18 protein-coding genes are annotated in these 20,648 nt (G+C 43.5%); 8 read left to right on the top strand and 10 right to left on the bottom strand.

All coding sequences use genetic code 11. From position 1 onward, the window contains the following. Positions 1–101: 101 nt before the first annotated feature. The 6 genes from hisB (at position 102) to SHAL_RS09405 (ending at position 5,423) form a co-directional block, all read left to right on the top strand. On the top strand, positions 102–1,181 hold the full coding sequence (gene hisB / locus SHAL_RS09430; protein WP_012276918.1) for a bifunctional histidinol-phosphatase/imidazoleglycerol-phosphate dehydratase HisB: 1,080 nt from the start codon (positions 102–104) through the stop codon (positions 1,179–1,181). Beyond that, positions 1,178–1,894 (top strand): imidazole glycerol phosphate synthase subunit HisH, encoded by a 717-nt coding sequence (gene hisH, locus SHAL_RS09425; protein WP_012276917.1) that lies wholly within the window; start codon positions 1,178–1,180, stop codon positions 1,892–1,894. The genes hisB and hisH overlap by 4 nt, the downstream gene beginning before the upstream one ends. Continuing rightward, a complete protein-coding gene (hisA, locus tag SHAL_RS09420) occupies positions 1,894–2,631 on the top strand; it encodes a 1-(5-phosphoribosyl)-5-[(5-phosphoribosylamino)methylideneamino]imidazole-4-carboxamide isomerase (RefSeq protein ID WP_012276916.1) in 738 nt (245 codons plus the stop codon). The genes hisH and hisA overlap by 1 nt, the downstream gene beginning before the upstream one ends. Next, on the top strand, positions 2,613–3,386 hold the full coding sequence (hisF, locus tag SHAL_RS09415; protein ID WP_012276915.1) for an imidazole glycerol phosphate synthase subunit HisF: 774 nt from the start codon (positions 2,613–2,615) through the stop codon (positions 3,384–3,386). Before hisA ends, hisF begins: the two co-directional genes overlap by 19 nt. 51 nt (positions 3,387–3,437) lie before the next feature. Next, on the top strand, positions 3,438–4,079 hold the full coding sequence (gene hisIE / locus SHAL_RS09410) for a bifunctional phosphoribosyl-AMP cyclohydrolase/phosphoribosyl-ATP diphosphatase HisIE (RefSeq protein ID WP_012276914.1): 642 nt from the start codon (positions 3,438–3,440) through the stop codon (positions 4,077–4,079). Between the two features lie 240 nt (positions 4,080–4,319). Beyond that, the gene (locus SHAL_RS09405; protein WP_012276913.1) at positions 4,320–5,423 is read left to right on the top strand and encodes a phosphoribosylaminoimidazolesuccinocarboxamide synthase; all 1,104 of its coding nucleotides are present in this window, start codon (positions 4,320–4,322) and stop codon (positions 5,421–5,423) included. 110 nt (positions 5,424–5,533) lie between these two features. On the opposite strand, the gene lpxM is transcribed toward SHAL_RS09405, so the two are convergent. The 4 genes from lpxM to pheS form a co-directional block, all read right to left on the bottom strand. Next, the gene (lpxM, locus tag SHAL_RS09400) at positions 5,534–6,472 is read right to left on the bottom strand and encodes a lauroyl-Kdo(2)-lipid IV(A) myristoyltransferase (RefSeq protein WP_012276912.1); all 939 of its coding nucleotides are present in this window, start codon (positions 6,470–6,472) and stop codon (positions 5,534–5,536) included. Between the two features lie 77 nt (positions 6,473–6,549). Beyond that, positions 6,550–6,846, bottom strand: coding sequence for an integration host factor subunit alpha (ihfA, locus tag SHAL_RS09395; RefSeq protein WP_012142935.1), 297 nt, complete (start codon positions 6,844–6,846; stop codon positions 6,550–6,552). 4 nt (positions 6,847–6,850) lie between these two features. Next, positions 6,851–9,238, bottom strand: a complete 2,388-nt coding sequence (pheT, locus tag SHAL_RS09390; protein WP_012276911.1) for a phenylalanine--tRNA ligase subunit beta — start codon at positions 9,236–9,238, stop codon at positions 6,851–6,853. A 16-nt stretch (positions 9,239–9,254) separates the two neighbouring features. Next, positions 9,255–10,238, bottom strand: a complete 984-nt coding sequence (pheS, locus tag SHAL_RS09385) for a phenylalanine--tRNA ligase subunit alpha (RefSeq protein ID WP_041415941.1) — start codon at positions 10,236–10,238, stop codon at positions 9,255–9,257. A gap of 442 nt (positions 10,239–10,680) precedes the next feature. Between pheS and SHAL_RS09380 the strand changes: the two genes are divergently transcribed. Next, positions 10,681–12,177, top strand: a complete 1,497-nt coding sequence (locus tag SHAL_RS09380; RefSeq protein ID WP_012276909.1) for a methyl-accepting chemotaxis protein — start codon at positions 10,681–10,683, stop codon at positions 12,175–12,177. Between the two features lie 217 nt (positions 12,178–12,394). Next, positions 12,395–15,043 (top strand): PDC sensor domain-containing protein, encoded by a 2,649-nt coding sequence (locus tag SHAL_RS09375; protein ID WP_012276908.1) that lies wholly within the window; start codon positions 12,395–12,397, stop codon positions 15,041–15,043. 59 nt (positions 15,044–15,102) lie between these two features. On the opposite strand, the gene SHAL_RS09370 is transcribed toward SHAL_RS09375, so the two are convergent. The 6 genes from SHAL_RS09370 to SHAL_RS09345 form a co-directional block, all read right to left on the bottom strand. Continuing rightward, positions 15,103–15,978, bottom strand: coding sequence for a putative ATP-dependent zinc protease (locus SHAL_RS09370; protein WP_012276907.1), 876 nt, complete (start codon positions 15,976–15,978; stop codon positions 15,103–15,105). Between the two features lie 568 nt (positions 15,979–16,546). Beyond that, a complete protein-coding gene (locus SHAL_RS09365) occupies positions 16,547–16,900 on the bottom strand; it encodes a DUF3802 family protein (RefSeq protein WP_012276906.1) in 354 nt (117 codons plus the stop codon). 244 nt (positions 16,901–17,144) lie between these two features. After that, on the bottom strand, positions 17,145–17,732 hold the full coding sequence (locus SHAL_RS09360) for a YceI family protein (protein WP_012276905.1): 588 nt from the start codon (positions 17,730–17,732) through the stop codon (positions 17,145–17,147). Between the two features lie 227 nt (positions 17,733–17,959). Then, positions 17,960–18,598, bottom strand: a complete 639-nt coding sequence (gene pdxH / locus SHAL_RS09355; RefSeq protein ID WP_012276904.1) for a pyridoxamine 5'-phosphate oxidase — start codon at positions 18,596–18,598, stop codon at positions 17,960–17,962. 146 nt (positions 18,599–18,744) lie between these two features. Next, entirely contained in the window at positions 18,745–19,674 is a 930-nt protein-coding gene (gene speB, locus SHAL_RS09350; protein WP_012276903.1) for an agmatinase, read from the bottom strand. A gap of 24 nt (positions 19,675–19,698) precedes the next feature. After that, complete coding sequence (locus SHAL_RS09345; RefSeq protein WP_012276902.1) at positions 19,699–20,619, bottom strand: adenosylmethionine decarboxylase; 921 nt, start codon at positions 20,617–20,619, stop codon at positions 19,699–19,701. Between the last annotated feature and the right edge of the window lie 29 nt (positions 20,620–20,648).

Raw genomic sequence — 20,648 nt, 5'->3', positions numbered from 1 at the left:
TTTAAAAGAATAACAATAGCTTGGCTGAGTATTAAATGAGTTTCGACTTGTTTAACCTTGTTTTAACTCAGTTAAGCCAGAATCTGAAAGGTATAACCGCTATGAAGCAGAAAATTTTATTTATTGACCGTGATGGCACCCTCATCGAAGAACCAGTGACAGATAAGCAAGTCGATAGCTTAGCCAAGCTTGTTTTTGAGCCTAATGTGATCCCTGCTCTACTGAAACTACAAAACGCCGGTTATCGATTAGTCATGGTGAGTAATCAAGACGGTCTTGGCACGCCGTCGTTCCCAAGAGATGATTTCGACGCACCGCAAAATATGATGATGCAGATCTTAAACAGCCAAGGCGTGCTGTTTGATGATGTCCTTATCTGCCCTCACTTTAATGATGAGAACTGCAGTTGCCGTAAGCCTAAGCTTGGGCTAGTTAAAGATTACCTGACTTCTGGCAAGATTGATTTTACTCAGTCTGCTGTCATAGGAGACCGTGAAACCGACTTAGGTCTTGCCGACTCGATGGGGATATTAGGTTTGCAATATCACCCTCAAAACCTTAACTGGAATGCCATTGCCGACAAGCTTCTGAATAAGAACCGCAGTGCGACCGTTACTCGTACCACTAAAGAAACCGATATTCGCGTCACCGTCGATTTAGATTCAAATGACAAAGGCGAGATCAACACTGGTATCGGCTTTTTCGACCATATGCTTGAGCAGATCTCAACTCACGGCAACTTTAAAATGGATGTAAAGGTTGATGGCGACTTGGAGATCGATGACCACCACAGCGTAGAAGATACCGCACTGGCTATCGGTGATGCGCTGCGCCAAGCCCTCGGTGACAAACGCGGTATCGCCCGTTTTGGCAATGCGTTTGAGCAGGCTATTCCTATGGATGAGGCTAGTGCAACCTGTCTTTTGGACTTATCTGGTCGCCCGTTTATCAAGTTCGCTGGTGAGTTTGAGCGTGAACTCGTTGGCCAAATGGCAACCGAGATGGTACCGCACTTCTTCCGCTCGTTTGCCGATGGTCTGCGCTGTACATTACACATCAGCACTCAAGGCGATAACGACCACCACAAAGTTGAAAGTTTATATAAGGTGTTAGGTCGGACTCTAAGGCAAGCTGTTGCAGTTGAAGGAGATAGCCTTCCCTCAAGTAAAGGTGTGTTATGAGCCAAACAGATATAGCAGCCATAGTCGGTAATACCGTCATTATCGATACTGGCTGCGCCAATTTAAGTTCTGTCCGCTACGCCTTTGAACGCTTGATGACAGATATTGAGCGCGAAAACCTGTTTGTTAGCGATGACATTGAGCTAATTAAATCGGCCGAGCGCGTCATTTTACCCGGTGTCGGTACCGCTGGCGCAGCAATGACTGCCCTCAAAGATAAAGGCTTGATAGAGGTGATTACTTCGCTCACCCAACCGGTACTCGGAGTGTGTTTAGGCATGCAGATGCTGACCCGCGCCTCGAAAGAGCGCGGTACACAAAGCGATGACTGCCAATGCCTAAATATTATTGCAACGGATATCGAGCTACTCGATAGTCAGGGCTTACCTCTGCCCCATATGGGCTGGAATCAAATAACGCCTTCGAGTCACCCTATTTTTGATGGTATTACTGCCGGTAACTACGTTTACTTTGTGCATAGCTACCGTGCGCCAATTAGCGACTACACCATTGCCACCGCCGAACATGGTGAGTGTTTTAGCGCGGCCATTGCAAAAGATAATTTTATTGGACTGCAATTTCATCCGGAAAAAAGCGCTGAAGTTGGCGCGAAGATATTGGCAAACTTCCTCACTATGGACAGAAATACCTTTGGCCAATCAAGCACTCAACAAGCGAGTAAACTTGCTAAAAAGCAATTAGAGGCACTGTAATGATTATTCCTGCAATCGATCTTATCGACGGTCAAGTCGTTCGCCTCTACCAAGGTGATTACGAACAACAAACAACCTTTAATTTGAGTCCGTTAGATCAACTAAAATCTTATCAGGCCCAAGGGGCCAACTTGCTGCATATCGTCGACTTAACCGGAGCAAAAGATCCTACTAAGCGTCAAACAGCCTTAATCTCTGAACTGGTTAATCACCTAGATACCCCCATTCAAGTCGGTGGTGGAATTCGCACCGAAGCCCAATTAAATGAGCTATTAGAAATTGGTGTCAGCCGTGTTGTTATCGGCTCATTGGCCGTAAAGGAGCCTGAGCTTGTAAAAAGCTGGTTCGAAAAGTATGGCAATGAAGCAATTTGCTTGGCACTCGATGTCAATATCAATGAGCAAGGCGAAAAAATTGTCGCCGTATCGGGCTGGCAAACTGGGGGCGGTAAGAGCCTTGAGTCACTGGTTGAAGAGTTCAAAACGGTTGACCTAAAACATGCGTTAGTCACTGATATTAGTCGTGATGGTACTCTGCAAGGCGCTAATACCGAACTTTACCGTGAAATTGCCGCTAGCTATCCAGAGATCCAGTGGCAAGCCTCCGGTGGCATCGCCACCTTGGCCGATGTCAATGCAGTAAAAGATAGCGGCGCCGATGGCATCATCATCGGAAAAGCCTTACTCATTAAACAGTTTTCAGTAAAGGAGGCGATTGCATGTTGGCCAAACGCATAGTCCCTTGCCTCGATGTCAAAGAGGGTAAAGTGGTTAAAGGGGTTCAATTTAGAAACCATGAAATTGTAGGTGATATTGTGCCGCTCGCTAAGCGCTACGCTGAAGAAGGTGCAGATGAATTAGTCTTCTATGACATCACCGCCAGCGCACATGATAGGGTCATTGATAAATCTTGGATAAGCCGAGTCGCCGAAAAAATAGATATCCCTTTTTGTGTTGCAGGTGGGATCAGAACCATAGAGCAAGCACGGGAAAAGCTGGCCTTTGGCGCAGATAAAATTTCAATTAATTCACCAGCATTAACCGACCCTAGCTTGATTGCCAGACTGCAAGATGAATTTGGCCGCCAGTGCATCGTCATCGGTATCGACTCCTACTATGACGCTAGTAGCGACAGCTATAGGGTCAAGCAGTTTACTGGCGACGAAGCGGCGACCAAAGACACTCAGTGGTATACACAAGACTGGGTTGAAGAGGTGCAAAAACAAGGCTGCGGCGAAATCGTACTCAACGTCATGAACCAAGATGGTGTCAGGCAAGGTTATGACATTAAGCAACTGTCGATGATACGTAGCATCTGCGATGTGCCATTAATCGCATCGGGTGGCGCCGGCACCATGGCGCACTTTAGGGATGTATTTAGCCGAGCCAATGTCGATGCGGCGCTCGCGGCAAGTGTATTTCATAAAGGGATCATCGATATCCAAGAGTTAAAACAGTATCTTAAAGATAATCAGATTGCAGTACGCGTTTAGGCTAAATCTAAAAGATTTAATTAAACGAGTTTATCCAATTAGGGACATAATATGACTAAGCTTGACCAATCAAAGCCGGTAGACAGCAACCTTATTGGTCTATTGGACTGGAAAAAAACGGAGGGGTTAATCCCTACCGTGGTACAAAACTTCCTCACGGGTAAAGTACTGATGCTCGGCTACATGGATAAAGCCGCATTAGATAAGACCTTATCGACTAAGCAGGTAACCTTTTTTAGTCGCAGCAAGCAAAGACTTTGGACCAAGGGAGAAACCTCTGGCAACACTCTTGAGTTAATAGCGATCAATATGGACTGCGACAACGATAGCCTGCTAGTACAAGTACTTCCCAATGGACCGACTTGCCACAAAGGCACCGAGAGTTGCTGGAAAGACGGTAACGCGCATAGCTTTATCGATAACTTGGCAGGCTTAATTGCATCACGTAAAGGCCAAGACCCGGAGTCGAGCTATACCGCTCACCTGTTTGAACGTGGCACTAAACGTATCGCTCAAAAGGTCGGTGAAGAGGGCTTAGAAACGGCATTAGCCGCAGCAACTCACGACAAGCCTGAACTGATAGATGAGGCATCGGATCTTATCTATCACCTGCTGGTTTTGTTAGAAGATCAAGATTTAAGCATGCAAGATATCAACTTAAATCTGATGAAAAGACACAATAAAACCAAGTAGCCGAATTGACGGGCGTAAGCTAAGTTTACGCCCTTTACCTTTGGCGATAATTAATCGGTAGCAATAACGCGCAACAGCATAATATTTCAATTCATCCCCCTTTTTAGCCCGCTATTTTACACTATAGAAAACACTGTTTTTATAGTGAGTAAAACCCTTATTGCTAGGGTGTTGCAATAGGTAACTTCTGGTACAATCGCGCCACTAAAATTAAGCTTCTCTATAATAAAAGTGTGCCCTATGAATCTTGCAGATAAAGTTTTAGTCGTAAATGACAACCTCCCAATTCGTACCAATAAACCTGTTCACTCAGGCAAGGTCCGCAGTGTTTACTGGTTAACCGAAGAAGATAGCGCTCGGTTAATTAAAGATAAAGGTTACGATGTGCCAGCCGATGCACCGCTAGCCATTATGGTCATCAGCGATCGCATCTCCGCATTTGATTGTGTATGGCAAGGTGAGAACGGCTTAAATGGCGTTCCAGGTAAAGGTACGGCACTTAATGCTATCTCAAACCATTGGTTTAAACTTTTCAAAGATAAAGGCCTTGCCGATAGCCATATCTTAGACATCCCTCACCCATTGGTGTGGATTGTACAAAAAGCACGTCCAGTAATGATTGAAGCGATTGCACGTCAATACATTACCGGTTCAATGTGGCGTTCATACACAAAAGGTGAGCGTGAGTTTTGTGGGATCACAATCCCTGAAGGCTTAGAGAAAGATCAAAAGCTACCAGAGCTATTAATCACCCCTTCAACAAAAGGCGTATTAACGGGTCTGGAAGGCGTACCAGAAGCCGATGACGTTAACGTCTCTCGCAGCGATATTGAGCGCCACGTTGAAGGTTTTAACTTTACTAAGCTTGCAGACATTGATCTTTATGAAAAGCTGCTTAAAGAAGGCTTCGATGTGATTAGTGACGCACTCGCTGAACACGATCAGGTTTTTGTTGATACCAAATTTGAATTTGGCTATGTCAACGACGCTGCAGGTAATGAAAAGCTCATCTATATGGATGAAGTCGGCACCCCTGATAGCTCACGTATTTGGGATGGTTCATCGCACCGTGATGGCAAGATCATCGAGCAATCTAAAGAGGGCTTCAGACAGTGGCTGCTTAACCACTTCCCAGACTCTGATATCTTGCTAAACAAGAACCGTATGGAAGAGCGTTTTGCGCTAGCTAGAGATAATAAGTTACCTGAATCAGTAATGATGGATATCTCTAATACCTATGTAGGGATTGCTGAAAAAGTCATTGGTAGCAAACTCAAGATCAGCGAAAACCCTAAGCAAGAGATCATCGATATCTTGCGCGAAGAATATCAGCTAATCGTTTAGCCGCTAAACAATTGCCATAGAAAAGCCGCAATATCCATTGCGGCTTTTTTGTGGAGCAACATCTATTCAGTAAAAATCCATTAGCGAGCGATAGATTTTCGCTCACTAGGTTATTTATAGATCGATGGCTCACCTTCTGGACGAGTCTTAAGCACTTTTAAGAACCACATATACTGCTCCGGGTAAGCTAGAATAACCTGCTCAACCGCCTTGTTTAAGGCGATAGCTTCATTCTCTTTACCTTGCATCGTCTCTGGATCAATTGCAGGCATAACCGTTAGATCAAAACGGCGCTTAACTTGATCATAACCAATCTTTACCGGCATAACTTGTGCGTTACCCGCCTGAGCTAAACGGCCAACAACGGGCAAGGTTGCCTTAGTGGTCCCCAGAAACGGCGCAAACACACTCTTATCACGACCAAGATCTTCATCAGGTAGATAAAAGAAGCTGTTGCCTTGCTTTAACTCCGAAAGCAAAGCTCTGATCCCTGCTTCACGCATGTAGATGTTTCCGCCTTGGGAGCTTCTCATGCGATTATTGAACCAGTTAAACAGATCATTTTTATGGGCTTTTGCCATCGATACCATAGGCAGGTCAAGATTAAGCCTAAGACCAGCATACTCAATTCCCCACACGTGCGGCATGATAAAAATCACTGGCTGACCTGCAGCACGTGCCTTTTCTACATGCTCAAATCCATGCAGCTGTACACGACGTCTCATATTCGCGCGAGATTTAGCAAGTAGCTCAGATTGAGCCAATAAAATCATCACAAAGTTTTCAACGTTATCTTTTACTAACGCTTCAATCTCGTCATGGGACTTTTCAGGAAAGCAGGTGGTTAAATTTGCCCTTGCAACATTAATCGGCTTCTTAGCAATTTTCATCACAAGTATAGCAAGTGTGCGGGCAATAGGGTCTCTAAGCCAAGCAGGCATAAGACCAAATATTAGCAACACTAAAATCGCGATCCAGGTTAGCCAATATCTTGGGTGTAACAGGCTAAAGCTAAAACGTCGGTCAAAATATTTCGGCTTTCTAGACAAGAATAAAACCTCTACAGCAAATGGAAACAGAAAAAGCCACTCGATTGAGTGGCCTCTTCATTATGATGCTAAAGCAATTACTTCTTTGCGTTAGCCTCTTCGACACGGCTTTTGAGTTTCTGTCCCGGACGGAACGTCACTACTCGACGTGCCGAAATTGGGATGTCTTCTCCCGTTTTTGGGTTCCTTCCCGGTCTTTGATTCTTGTCCCTCAGGTCAAAGTTGCCAAAGCCAGATAGCTTGACCTGCTCACCACTTTCAAGAGCTTGACGAATTTCTTCGAAAAACGTCTCTACCATCTCTTTCGCTACTCTCTTGTTGATACCTAGCGTTTCAAAAAGATGTTCTGCCATTTCGGCTTTGGTAAGTGCCATACTTTTAGTCCCTCAACGATGCGTTGAACTCGTCTTTCAGAGCAGAAACCACGACGTCGACCATCTCTGCGATTTCTTTTTCTTCAAGTGTACGAGCGTTGTCTTGTAATAAGAGTGCTATTGCAAGGCTCTTTTTGCCTTCCGCTACACCTTTACCTCGGTATACATCGAACAAGTTTATGCCAACCAACTGATTTTCGCCAACTTTTCTTATCAATTTTACAACATCATCTGCTGCAATAGCGTCATCAATTACGATAGCAATATCACGGCGGTTAGCTGGAAACTTAGATACAGTCTGGGCTAGCGGCAAATTAGCATGCAATAAAGCGTCTAATTCTAGCTCGAAAATAATTGTCTTTCCGTTTAGGCCAAATGGCTTCTCTAGGCTTGGATGAACCGTACCTATGATGCCAATTACGCGATCATCTCTTAAGATTTCAGCACATTGCCCCGGATGAAGCGCTGGGTGGCTTGCCGCTCTGAAGCTAAATTCAGCTTCTGCAACAGTCAAACCGATGACCGCTTCTAAGTCACCTTTTAGGTCGAAGAAATCAACCGTTTTTGACTCCATTGACCAATGTTCATCATTTTGGTTTCCGGCAATAACGGCTGCAAGCATAGGTTGCTGTGACACACCTGACTCAGCCGTTTCATTCGGAACAAAACGTAGACCGGTTTCAAACAGTCTTACACGGTTTTGTTGACGGCTTTGGTTGTAACCTACCGCAGTCAAAAGACCGGTGAACATAGACAGACGCATTGCTGACATTTCAACCGAAATTGGGTTCGGTAGAATCATCGCCTCTGCACCTGGGTGGATTAGCTCTTGCTGCTTAGGGTCGACGAAGCTATAAGTAACCGCTTCTTGGAAACCACGAGCAACCAGCATGCTGCGAACACGCTTAAGGCTGATATCAGACTCTTTATGATCAGACATGCTTAACTGCGCAACTGGCGCAATATTAGGAATATTGTTGTATCCGTAAATACGGGCAACTTCTTCAATCAAGTCTTCTTCAATCGCCATGTCAAAACGGTAAGTTGCGGTGGTGACATTCCACTGCCCTTCACTCACTTCAACATTAAAACCTAAACACTCTAGAATTTCTTTTACTTCAGCGTCTTCAATATGATGACCTAGAGTCTTATCTAGTTTGCTTCGGCGTAATACGATATGTACTGGCTTCGGTAAGTTGTCTTCAGACTTAGCTTCAACAACTGGACCCGCTTCACCGCCACAAATATCGAGAACCAAACGACTCGCGCGGTCCATGACTTTTTGTTGAAGTTCTGGGTCAACACCACGTTCAAAGCGGTGCGATGCATCTGTGTGCAGGCCAATTTTACGTGCCTTGCCTAAGATTGCTAGCGGTGCAAAGAATGCGCACTCAAGCATAATATCTGTTGTTTCAGTGGTTACACCTGAGTCTTCACCGCCAAATACGCCCGCAAGTGCTAGTGGCTTAACTTGGTCGGCAATAATCAACATTTCTGCAGGGATGGTGATTTCATTGCCATCAAGTAACGTTAGCTTCTCTTCGCCGTTAGCTTTACGAACCTGAATACCACCATCTAACTTAGCTAAGTCAAACGCGTGCATTGGCTGACCGAACTCAATCAACACATAGTTAGTGATATCTACGATAGGATCGATTGAGCGAATACCGCTACGGCGCAATTTCTCTTGCATCCACAGTGGTGTCGCGGCTTTAACGTTAACATTCTTGATAACGCGGCCCAAGTAACGACCACACTCTTGTTCTGCGTAGATATCAACCGTTACAGCATCATCAATGCTTGCTTCAACGGCATTCCAAGTTGGTTCTGTAACCGCTTGACGGTTCAAGACACCCACTTCGCGAGCCAGACCCGCCATACCTAAACAGTCGGCACGGTTAGCCGTTAAGTCAACGTCAATGACGGCATCGTTCAGTTCAAGATACTCACGTACGTCTTGACCAATTGGTGCGTCCAATGGTAATTCGATGATGCCATCGCTTTCGATGTCAACACCTAGCTCGCCAAATGAACACAACATACCAAATGATGGTTGCCCACGTAGTTTGGCTTTCTTAATTTTAAAATCACCAGGTAGCACTGCGCCAACCATGGCAACAGCCACTTTAAGACCTAAACGACAATTTGCTGCACCACAAACGATGTCAATCAGCTCTTCGCCACCGACATTGATTTTGGTTACACGCAATTTATCTGCGTCTGGATGCTGACCACATTCAACCACTTCACCAACGATTACGCCGCTAAAGTCTGCAGCTACAGGCTCAATGCCATCAACTTCAAGACCAGCCATAGTAATTTGGTGTGATAACTCTTCGCGATTGACACTAGGGTTAACCCACTCACGAAGCCAAGATTCGCTAAATTTCATGCTATTACAGCTCCGTTTATTTAAATTGCTTCAGGAAACGTAGATCGTTTTCGAAGAATGAACGCAGATCGTTAACGCCATAGCGCAACATAGAAAGACGCTCAACGCCCATACCGAATGCAAAGCCAGAATATTTCTCTGGATCGATTCCAACACTACGAAGCACATTTGGATGAACCATGCCGCAGCCTAGTACTTCTAGCCACTTACCATTTTTCCCCATTACATCCACTTCTGCAGAAGGCTCAGTAAATGGGAAATAAGAAGGACGGAAACGGACTTCTAAGTCTTCTTCAAAGAAATTACGTAGAAAATCGTGCAAGATGCCTTTTAATTCAGCAAAGTTAACGTTCTCAGCGACAAGTAAACCTTCCACCTGATGGAACATCGGCGTATGTGTTTGGTCATAATCGTTACGATATACGCGACCTGGAGAGATAATACGTAAAGGCGGCTTCTCGTGCTCCATAGTACGGATCTGTACGCCAGAGGTTTGCGTACGCAACATCACTTTCGGGTTAAAATAGAAAGTGTCATGATCCGCACGAGCAGGATGGTGCTCAGAGATGTTTAACGCATCGAAGTTATGAAAATCATCTTCGATTTCTGGGCCGTCTTTAACCGTAAAGCCAAGCTCACCAAAGAAAGCTTCAATACGCTCAATCGTACGAGTTACAGGGTGTAATCCACCGTTCTCGATACGACGGCCAGGCAAGCTCACGTCGATACTCTCTGCTTTTAACTGAGCTTCAAGTTCAGCGGCCTTCAGACCATCAATGCGAATAGATAACTGTTGTTGAACCGCTTGTTTCGCTTGATTCACGGCTTGACCAAAAGCTGGCTTCTCTTCTGGAGGCAGTTTCCCCATCATTTTCATCATGTCGGTGATTTGACCTTTCTTACCAAGGTAATCGACACGGAGGTCATCGAGAGCTTTTAAATCTGTAGCTCCTTCGATGGCGGCTAAAGCCTGTTCTACGATCTCTGTTAACTGTGACATCATCTCTTCCAGTGCAAGTAAGTGCTAGACCTACGACTTTTGGGCTAACGTATTTTCTTAGTGAAAATAGAAAAAGACTAAAATTTTACGTTAGACAGCGACATTTGACTAGGACTAATTCACCTTTTTACCCGCTAACTGCCTATTTTGCTTAGTCCTTATACAAGCAAGCACTAAATCAGTGATAGATTAACCTTGAGCTTAACTTATAAGCGGTCAGGCACAGAGCTTAGCTAACCTTCGACTGACGAGCTCTGTGGCCCGATGTGAATTGTTTTTCTAACAAATAGACATCACTCAGAGATACCGTTATTCAATAACTTAAGTAAGTCTTGGGGTAAAAAGTCATCAAATACGCTGCGTATCGTAAAAAAAGAGTTAAGGAACGCCTCGACCTTCCGATAAATAGCTAAGTCGCCGCCAAATATAAAAAGAGAATACGATGAAAGAAGTGAAGTTCCGCTGGGTCGATAAATACCTTATCCACATGACCCTTAAAACAAAGTTTGCATTATTAGCGATAATTCCCATCATTACCCTTCTCGGCCTGTCGGCTCTGCTCAACAGCGAGTACAAGCAAAACTTAGTCGAAAACCAAGTCGCACAAACTCATAGTTTCAACCAAACACTGAGTCATACCCTCGATACGGCCTATCAATATATTCCGGCAGAAAATAGAGACGCATTTCTTGGCGCGTTAAACGGTCAAGTCACCGTCTATAAGCAACAAAGTGCAAGCCAGCAAATCTCGGCCTTAGCAGCAAAAGGCGGTGAGACTAACATTCAAGGCAATAGAATCCAAAGTGTTAGCCCACTAAGCTCCCAAGGGCTAATCACCGTGTTAACGACAGGGCAAAATAGTGAAAGCCATAACGAGTATCTTGCCTATATTGCGATAGCCATATTGATCTGCATTATCCTTATCTTCAGTTACTATATTTCAAGTTTTGTTGGCGGGGCGCTTTACACCAACGTCATGGCGCTGAAAAGAGCGGCGGAGGGAGATCTCACTGGGCGGCTTAATTTTTTTGAAGTTAAAGATGAGTTCAGCATTCTAGCGATTAGCATCGACACCCTAGTCGAGCGTCAGCATAAACTGGTTAGTGAGATGACAAATGCTAGCTTACAGATCCGTAATGTGGTTCAGGCGTTTAGAAACACGGCACAGGATGGACAATCGTTAGCGATGAATCAGCGCCAACATATCGACTCATTGGCAACCGCCATGGAGCAGATGACCGCGGCTGTATCAGAGGTCGCCCGCAACGCAGAACTTTCATCAACCGAGACTCAAGAAGCAAATGTGCAAGTTGATGCGGGTTCTCGTGATATTGCCATCACTGTAGATGCCATTGGCAGCCTATCAAATGAAATTGCAGATGCCTCTGTTGCCGTAAATGATCTCAATGAGAACGCAGCTAAAATTGATGAGGTAGTCACCACCATTAATGCCATTTCAGAGCAAACGAACTTACTCGCATTAAATGCTGCCATTGAAGCAGCCCGAGCTGGCGAACAAGGCCGTGGCTTCGCCGTGGTTGCAGATGAAGTCAGAACCCTAGCGGGTCGCACACAAGCCGCTACAGTTGAAATTAAATCCATGATTGAAGCACTTCAATCGGGGGCCCGTGACTTAAAACAGGTAATGAGTCGAACCGTCGAAAAAGCAGAAGACGGCAAAAAGCACGTACTCGACACGGGTAAAGATCTGCAAGGTATCGCTCATCACAGCGCGAAAGTTTATGAGATGAGTATATTGATCGCAACTTCGGCAGAAGAGCAATCTGCCGTTGCCAATGAAATTGCAACCAATCTAATGGACATTCGCAATCAATCACATGATGTTGAGAAGTCGGCGAATCAATCTGTTTCTGGCTGCGATGAACTCCATGCTACAGCCGAACAGTTGGATAAACTTCTCGTTGGGCTAAGAGTATAACCGCACTCTCTACTTCACAAAATCCACTTCATACAAAAGCAGCCACACGCTGCTTTTTTTGTTTCCTTCTGAAATATTTATGCATAGATACATCAGTTTGTTTTACAAAAAAACAACAAGACTTGTATAATTAGCTCAACATCAATTCCAAGCTTCATTCCTTTTTCAGTATGGATACTAATTTAAGGGGATAGTCTTAATCGAGCAAAGAATAATAATGACTAAATCAAGTATGAGGCGCACTAAACTGACCGATTGGCGTTCAAGCTTGCCAATGCAATTCATGTTGGTTCAGCTCGTTGTTGCAGCTGTGATTATCATTGCCAGCGTTTGGTTTCTAAAGTCAATTGAAACAGATCGCTTAATCGATAACCAGCAATCGCTTAGTATTAACCTGGGCAAAACCATAGCGGCAAAACTTCAACAAAAAACCAATAAAATAGAGAACCTTGCGGTGTCCCTTGGCACGCTAGGGGAACTATATCAACAACAACCCAAACAATTAAACTTAGCCGTACCGGCACTGTTAGATCAGCCTGGTCAACAGGAAGTGATTCTAGGTGGTGGAGTGTGGCCTGAGCCCTTTGCGTTTGACTCTAAAAAACAAAAAAACAGTTATTTTTGGGCGCGTGATTTTGCAGGGGAGCTTATTCAGGTCAATGATTATAATGCAGCAACAATCCCGCCCTACTATCTAGAAAACTGGTATATTCCGGCCAAATATTACCCAACAGATACCACCTATTGGTCTAAATCATATATTGACCCTTTTACCCAAATACCGATGATCACAGCCTCTGTTCCTATGTGGTCAGAGCATCAATTCATAGGCGTTTCCACCGTCGATATCGCCTTATCAAGCTTAGATAACTTCTTCACGACGGCGATATCCAGCCAAGGTGGCTATGTATTTGCACTAGATCAACAGAACCGTTTGCTGTCCTACCCCGACTATAATTTAGAGGATGCGGTACAAAACAATAGCCGTGAGCTATTTCAGCCCTTCTCCACTTTTTCTAAGAACCACCCCGGCTTTAAGCCGCTTCAGGAGACCATAGAAAAAATTGATGCTGACTTTATTCGAGTCGCTAGCAACACAAAAGCATATGACGATAAACAACTAAAAAATGTTATAGCAAATGTGCCAGCCCATGAACGACCGAAACTTATCGCATTGATCAATCAAAATGCGAATAACAAATTAAAACAGGTCGAACTGGTCGCCAGTGTGAAATTAGATAATGATCCAAGACTAAAAGAACCCGTTATCGTCACAGTCTTCCTTATGCCGGGCACCTATTGGAAAATAGTGCTAGTCACGCCATTATCGAGTATTACTTACAATGAACAATCTTTAGCAAACTCTATCGGGATCTATTTAGTCAGCATACAAATTGTGGCATTGATGCTACTTTTTATCATGCAAAACTCGCTGTTTATTGCTCCTATTAGCCGCATGGTAAAGGCATTGAATGATAATAACGCTGCGAAGATTGAGCTTGAAGCAACAACCCGTCATGATGAAATAGGCATGCTTGCTAAAGCCTTTAGCTCTCGAACTCGACAATTAGAGATAGCTTTGGCTAGTTTAGACGCCACCAACCTCGCCTTAGAGCTTCAACTGGATGTACAGCTACAAGCGCAAACAGAACTAAAACAAAGTAAAGAGCAACTAAACTCGGTGCTTAACTCTGCTCACAATTTAATCTTTATTAATAATATCAAAGGTGAGTTTACCTTAGTGAATGATCAATTCTGTCGCACTCTATCACGCAAGCGTGAAGATATTATAGGAGTGAAGGATCGCCTCATAATGCCAAGAGAGGTTGCACAGATAAACCATGAAAAAGATCTTAGCGTCATCGACAGTAGACTCGAATTAAGCTATGAACAAACCTTTCCAGCAGACGGGAAACAGCATACTTACCTCGTGACCAAGTTTCCAATTATGGATAGCCAACAACAAGTTAGCGCTGTTGGAACCATCGCCTTTGATATAAGCGCAACCAAGGAGATAGAGCTTAAGAATAAAGCTCGGTTTGAAATTCTTAGAAGGGAAACATCGGATAATACCCGCTTTATTGAAAAGCTTGAGCAGACTAATAAGCGCCTACTCAATGAAAGTGAACGGGTTAAGCTAGAAACCAATCGTAGTACTAGCTTTGAGCAGGTAAAACTTGAGAATCAAGCACTGTACCCTTCGCTTGTCGCAGCTATCGTAAAACCTATCTTTAGAAAACAAGATGATTTAGCTGCAAACGCATACAAGTTGGCAAATGGCGAATTGGACGTAATTGATTTTAATATCGCATTAGCCGACCAAACCGTGCAATTAAGGCACCTAGAGTACCTGTTTTCAGCCCAAGATTATGTCGCGAAACCTATAGACTTAGTATTATTGCTTGAGCATATTGTTGCCCTATTACATCAAAAGCTAGCTGACAAGAAAATTGAACTCACCATAAATAGCGATAGTCGACTCATCGTTGACGGTGTTCATTGGCATTTTTTACTGATTTTTTACCGCGCTATTAGCAATACCATTACCGACGCGTTTAATCAGCGAAACAAAACGCAATACATCAAGGTAGAACTAAGCAAAGACAATCATCAAGTCCTGATGCGTATTTATGATAACGGTAAAGGTTTCGATGAGAGCAAGTTAGCCGCTCTACGGCAAGTGCTAAAAAATAACGAAGTCAAAGGAACCCTCTCGTCGCTATCAGTTTGGTTAAAGAGTGAATTTAAGGGGCAAGTTACCGTCACGCGTTTGGAGCAAGAAATGGACTACAAAACATTAATAACTTATAAGTTGATGGTTGGGACTAATACAACCAATACAACCAATACAACCAATACACTTTAGCTTAAATAAAAAAGGCCGCACATTTATTGTGCGGCCTTAGATTGATTTTATCGACTCTTTTAACGTGATACATCCACGATGTAGTGCCCTTGTAGCCAGTTACGGCCAATTAAGAGTTTGTATGACATCTTGCTTCTGTCTCTTAGGTTCACCTTCACCTTATACTCCTGACCCGGCTCACCAATCTTGAGCTCAACCATATAACGAATTTCACTGCCTTGAGCATTTCGGATCAGCGATGTTTCCACAATGCGAGACTTGACTAAGTGAGATTCACCCTTTTCATTTTCAGTCATAAAGTGAATAACTTTACCGACATTTTTTTCCATGTCAGGATCTTCATTGTCAATTCTCATATCATAGGCATGTAGCGAATTCTCAACCGCGCCAGTATCGATACGCGTCTTAAACATTAATCCAGATTCAACAATGCTAATCGAAGCTGTTGGGCCAATCAGTTTTTTCTCAGAGACATCGACAACATAACGGCCCTTAAGCCAGTTACGACCGATTAAGAGTTTATAGTCCATGTGACTACGATCCCTTAAGTTTACCCGAACCTTACGCTCCTTCCCCTTATAGCCAACGTCTAAATCAACCATGTAACGCGTTTCAGTGCCTTGAGAGTTACTCACCGTTGAGGTCTTAACAATTTTTGCTTTTAAGCGTTTCTTCTCACCAGCATTATTCTCTGTGGTAAAAGACACCATTTTGCCAATGTTATCTTTCATTTTTTTAGCACTACCACCTTCAACTTTTAAATCGTAGGCGTGCAGTGAAGTATTAACCGCACCAGTATCTATACGTGCAATATAAGAGAGGCCCGCATGGGCTACTGACATCTGTGCGGTTGAACCTATCACCGCTTTCTCGCTTGCTGTCGCCGATAAAGATGACGTCAGGATCAATAAGCATAATCCCACTTTTTTAAGCATCGTGATTCCTTAGCTCGTTTAATAAACAATATGACTTATCTTGCGTTTATGATAGCAAGATTTGGAGATGAATAAAGAGGTTGAAACTATTACATAGCTAAACTGTATGGGCACTTACAACAGGGCTAATAAAAAGACCGATATCTTTAGATAAAAATGCTAACTAGCAGCTTTTAATAAATAAAGTTAAACACAAACAAACTAAATAACGCGCTTGTACATGTGCAGTGGCAAAAATGCCATTTTTGATTTATATGTGTTCTAAATAGCCTAAAATGCCGATAAAACTGCACTGCGAGCCATACCAAGATAAAGGGGACAAATGGTAAAGAGATCACTAACGGCAAAAAGCCCCAACCAAGATCGAAGGCATTTTCACTAAACAATCTTAGAAAAAACCAGAATATGAGCAAGCACGCATAAACAAACAAATACTGCCTATTCATAGACTTTGTAACTTTGTTCAGCATACCACTCTCCTATACCATTACTGCTACATTAGGCCTTTAGACAAAACCCAACAAGCTGGGACAGCGATAATACTGTAACTAAATATAATATTTTGGCATTAAAGCGAGATCATTCTTGCTATCTCTTGATCAAACAAGTTCTTAATAAGACATGAAAGCTCTGAGATAAACACAGATTGTTCTGCTGTTGCTTTATGACCAGAAACCCTCGCTAAAATCTCTTCAAGATCATACACGATAGAGTCGACCTCTCGGACCACGAGATTTCTTTGGCTGAATGTCAAAGATGGATTCTGACCACAAACCATGATGATTTGTGCAGCAAGTTGCTCTTCAAACAGTTCCATCACCGTATCTTCGGTGACACTTTGTTGCTGAGAGTTTTCAAATATGCCCAGATGCTCAGTCAAATACTGAACTAAGTGTATATAGCCGTCTTTATCGGTAACCATAGTCAACCTAAAATACACAAACCTATGCACACGGCAAATTTTACCGTTCGCGCAAAGTGTGTAGTCAATTTATTATTTATCTTCTTGCAAAGATAGTATCTGAGTTTGTTTCTAATTGAAATCGCCCCTATTTAATCGACACCGCTTTTCCCACAACATGCGCCACACTTTACAACATAACTTAAGCGCACCTCTCCCCCAAAAGCACTCAAAGCCGCTCAAAGTTAGCGTTATACCGTTTAAGCTATCGTTTAGACTGTTGTTTAAGATTGAGCATAAATGACACGGGTACCGCTTTACTTATTGCCGATAATCCGGCTATTTCACGTAATTTATCGACTCCCGCAGACAGGCCAAAACTGCCAGCCATGACAATGATAGGCGCTACACTCGCAACAAGGATGTGAGAGTCAGATAGCTTTGCGATACTCACCGTAAACGCCATCTTCTGCTTCTTGCCATGTAAGCTAACTTCGGCGTCAATCGTTGCAACTTTCACCGAGCCAACGGCAAGACTATTAAGTATCTTAGGGTCAACATGAGCCTTTAGTATCAGTTTTGGGTACTTATCGACCTCGAATAGTAAAGACTCCATACGTTCATTACGAATATCGATGTTTGTTGCCACACTTGCCAAAGCAATTGAAAAATCGAACTTCCCCTTGTCCGTCAAGGTACCGGCGATGGAATTAAAATGATGAACCTCGGCAATATCGCCCTTCTTAACGGATATAAAGTTAACCTCTGAGCTGTCATTTTCAACAGTCCAAGTGCCAGCCGATACCATCAGCGACAAAGGCAGCAATAATATGCCCATAATTATACTTTTCATCTCCACTCCCTCTCGTGATCTCGTTATTCACCTTAATAGTTAAGCTTAACCTAATTCAACAGTTAACTATCCACTGACACCCATTTTTTACACCTAAGCCCTATATTGATTCTTTATACCTATATTCACTCTTAATATTAGGACGGATCGCAAAATATACAAAAGCCGCATGGTATGCGGCTTTTGTGTATTTAATACCAATCGTACTAAATGTGTGATTGGTATAATTATGGCGCTAAACGACTACGCACCCAGTCATCACCGACTTTGGTATAAATAAACCTATCATGCAAACGGTGCTCTCCGCCCTGCCAGAACTCAATACTTTTAGGCCGAACTAGGTAGCCTCCCCAAAATTTAGGTAAAGGCACATCTCCCTTAGAGAACTTAGCCTTCATCTCCGCAAATTTAGTTTCTAGCGCCTTTCTGGCACTAATTGGGCTAGATTGCTTTGAGACCCAGGCGGCTATCTGACTCTCTTTAGGTCGGCTCATAAAATATTTAAGCACCTCAGTTTTAGATAAAGGCTCGGCGATACCTGTAACGGCTACCTGTTTATCTATACTGTGCCACGGAAATAAAATACTGACCTGAGCATTATTGGCAATGTGCTGCGCTTTACGGCTTTCGAGATTGGTAAAAAATACAAAACCATCATCACCAAATCGCTTTAGTAACACTATTCTTTGAAAAGGCTGACCATTCTCGTCCACAGTCGCAACAGACATCGCGGTGGGATCTTGAATCTGTGAGTCTCGAACGACTTCAAGCCAGGCGTTAAACAGGTCCATAGGGTCATTGGGCACATCTTCGCTATGTAATTCGCCTAACGTGTATTCACGTCTGATATCGCTAAGTTCTGACATTTATCAATCCTTTCATCGAACCAAAAAAAAAGAAGCGCTTAATTTAGCGCTTCTTTAATGATAACAATCTTAAGCATTGGACGGGAGCCTTTTGATAGGCTGTCTAACCAAATAAGCTCAGCCTGCAACAGGCCACTTAAAATCGATTATTTAACTTTGCCATTAGACTCAGCCCAAACGTGCAGCATCTCTAAGCCTAATGTAGCTCCAGCCAATGCCGTGATCTCTGCGCTATCATAGGCTGGAGCGACTTCAACCACATCCATACCCACAATCTTCATGCCTTTTAAACCGCGGATAATTTTCATCGCCTTGTCGCTTGTCAAACCGCCACATACGGGAGTACCAGTGCCAGGTGCGAAAGCGGGATCTAAACAGTCAATATCGAAAGTCACATAAAGTGGCATATCACCCACTCGTTCACGAATTTGAGCCACAATTTCATCGGCTGTCAGGTCGTTTGCAGTTGCAGCGTCAATCACTTTAAAAAGGTGATTAGCTGTATCGTATTCAGTACGAATGCCGACTTGGATTGAGTTCTCGGCTGCGATAATCCCTTCAATTGGCGCATGATAGAACATGGTGCCGTGATCATATTTACTGCCTTGGCTATAAGTGTCAGTGTGCGCATCAAAATGCAATAGTGCCATCTTACCGTGCTTCTTATAGTGAGCACGTAGCAGAGGCAGAGTCACAAAGTGATCGCCACCAAAGCTGAGCATCGCTTTGTCAGCTTCTAGGATCTTTGTCGCGAAATCTTCAACACGCTGGGTAAAATCAGCAGAATCGCCACAGTTATAAACTAAGTCACCCGCATCGACAATTTTCACGTGATCGCTTAATTTAAACTGATAAGGCCAGCGAGTTTCTTCCCAAGCCAAGTTTACAGAAGCGTTACGAATCGCACCAGGCCCCATACGACCGCCAGAGCGCCCCGTGGTAGCCATATCGAAAGGTAAGCCTAACACGACTACATCCGCATCGCCTTCTAGAGGTTTAAAGTCTAACGGCTGTCTTAAGTAACCAAATGCATTTGAATAAAGCGAATAATCAGGCTTATCTGCAATAGTGGTCATACATACTCCATAAAGTGTCTAGAGTCACAATACTTCAGCTAATAACGTCTCGCAATCAGACTGAATATAGTGATTATAATTAAAGTCATTGAGTGGATTTAACTGTAGATCACAACTCGCTAGCCTTCTATGGGAAGGAAAGCCTAAGTTGTCTACCTGCATGTTCATCCCAATGATGTCCCAACTGCTGGGGTTCAATATTCTTAACATTTCAGAAAAAATATTGAACGGATATTGTAAAAAATTCAAGTTTGTTTCAATACTCACGTAAGAGCTTCGCTCTTGAGGCGTGATATGTATGGTCAAAAACTTGTCTTCAAACAGTCCATTGATTGAATAGCCGTACGGTTGAAACAAGTGATCGTCAAACTCAAACTGAGGCAACAAACGATCTAGCTCCAATAATTTTCGGATTTCAGTCGCCGACTGACTAACCCCACGTAGATACTGAGCCACAGGCCCTTTGATGTGGTACATCAACACGCATGCACTGGCATCACTCTTTTGCGCTTGCTCGCTGCAAAAAATATAGTGGTGGTGGTTATCTAAATGCCCGACTCGGTAAGCGCTACCAGCCATTTTCGTACTAAGCTGCTCGACGTCATCTTCAAAGCGTGTCGCTTGTAAGTGAGATAAAAACTCACTTTTACGTTGGTAGCTTAGATCAGATATATGGGCGATCCCGATTTTATCAATGACAAACATCACTGCATCGACTAAACGTGTATTACCACATGTGATTAGCAGCAGCTTGTGCTCCCAAACAAATAAGCTCGACTCACTTAATACGTAAGCATCACAATGGGAATTTGAAAGGCTTGATAGGATCTCAGCTTGTGCTAGGCTCAATGCCTGCTGCCAAAATGAATGAGGTAAAGATCTTAATGAAACAGCGCTACTATTTAGCTGTAGCTCAATTTTCTTTTCCGAACCTTCAAAAAACATCCTATCGGGGCCCCTAAAAATATCGATTT

The sequence above is a fragment of the Shewanella halifaxensis HAW-EB4 genome, from assembly GCF_000019185.1.
GTDB lineage: Bacteria > Pseudomonadota > Gammaproteobacteria > Enterobacterales > Shewanellaceae > Shewanella > Shewanella halifaxensis.
Note: the sequence above shows the minus strand (reverse complement) of the source record. Positions and strands in the feature narration are given on the sequence as shown.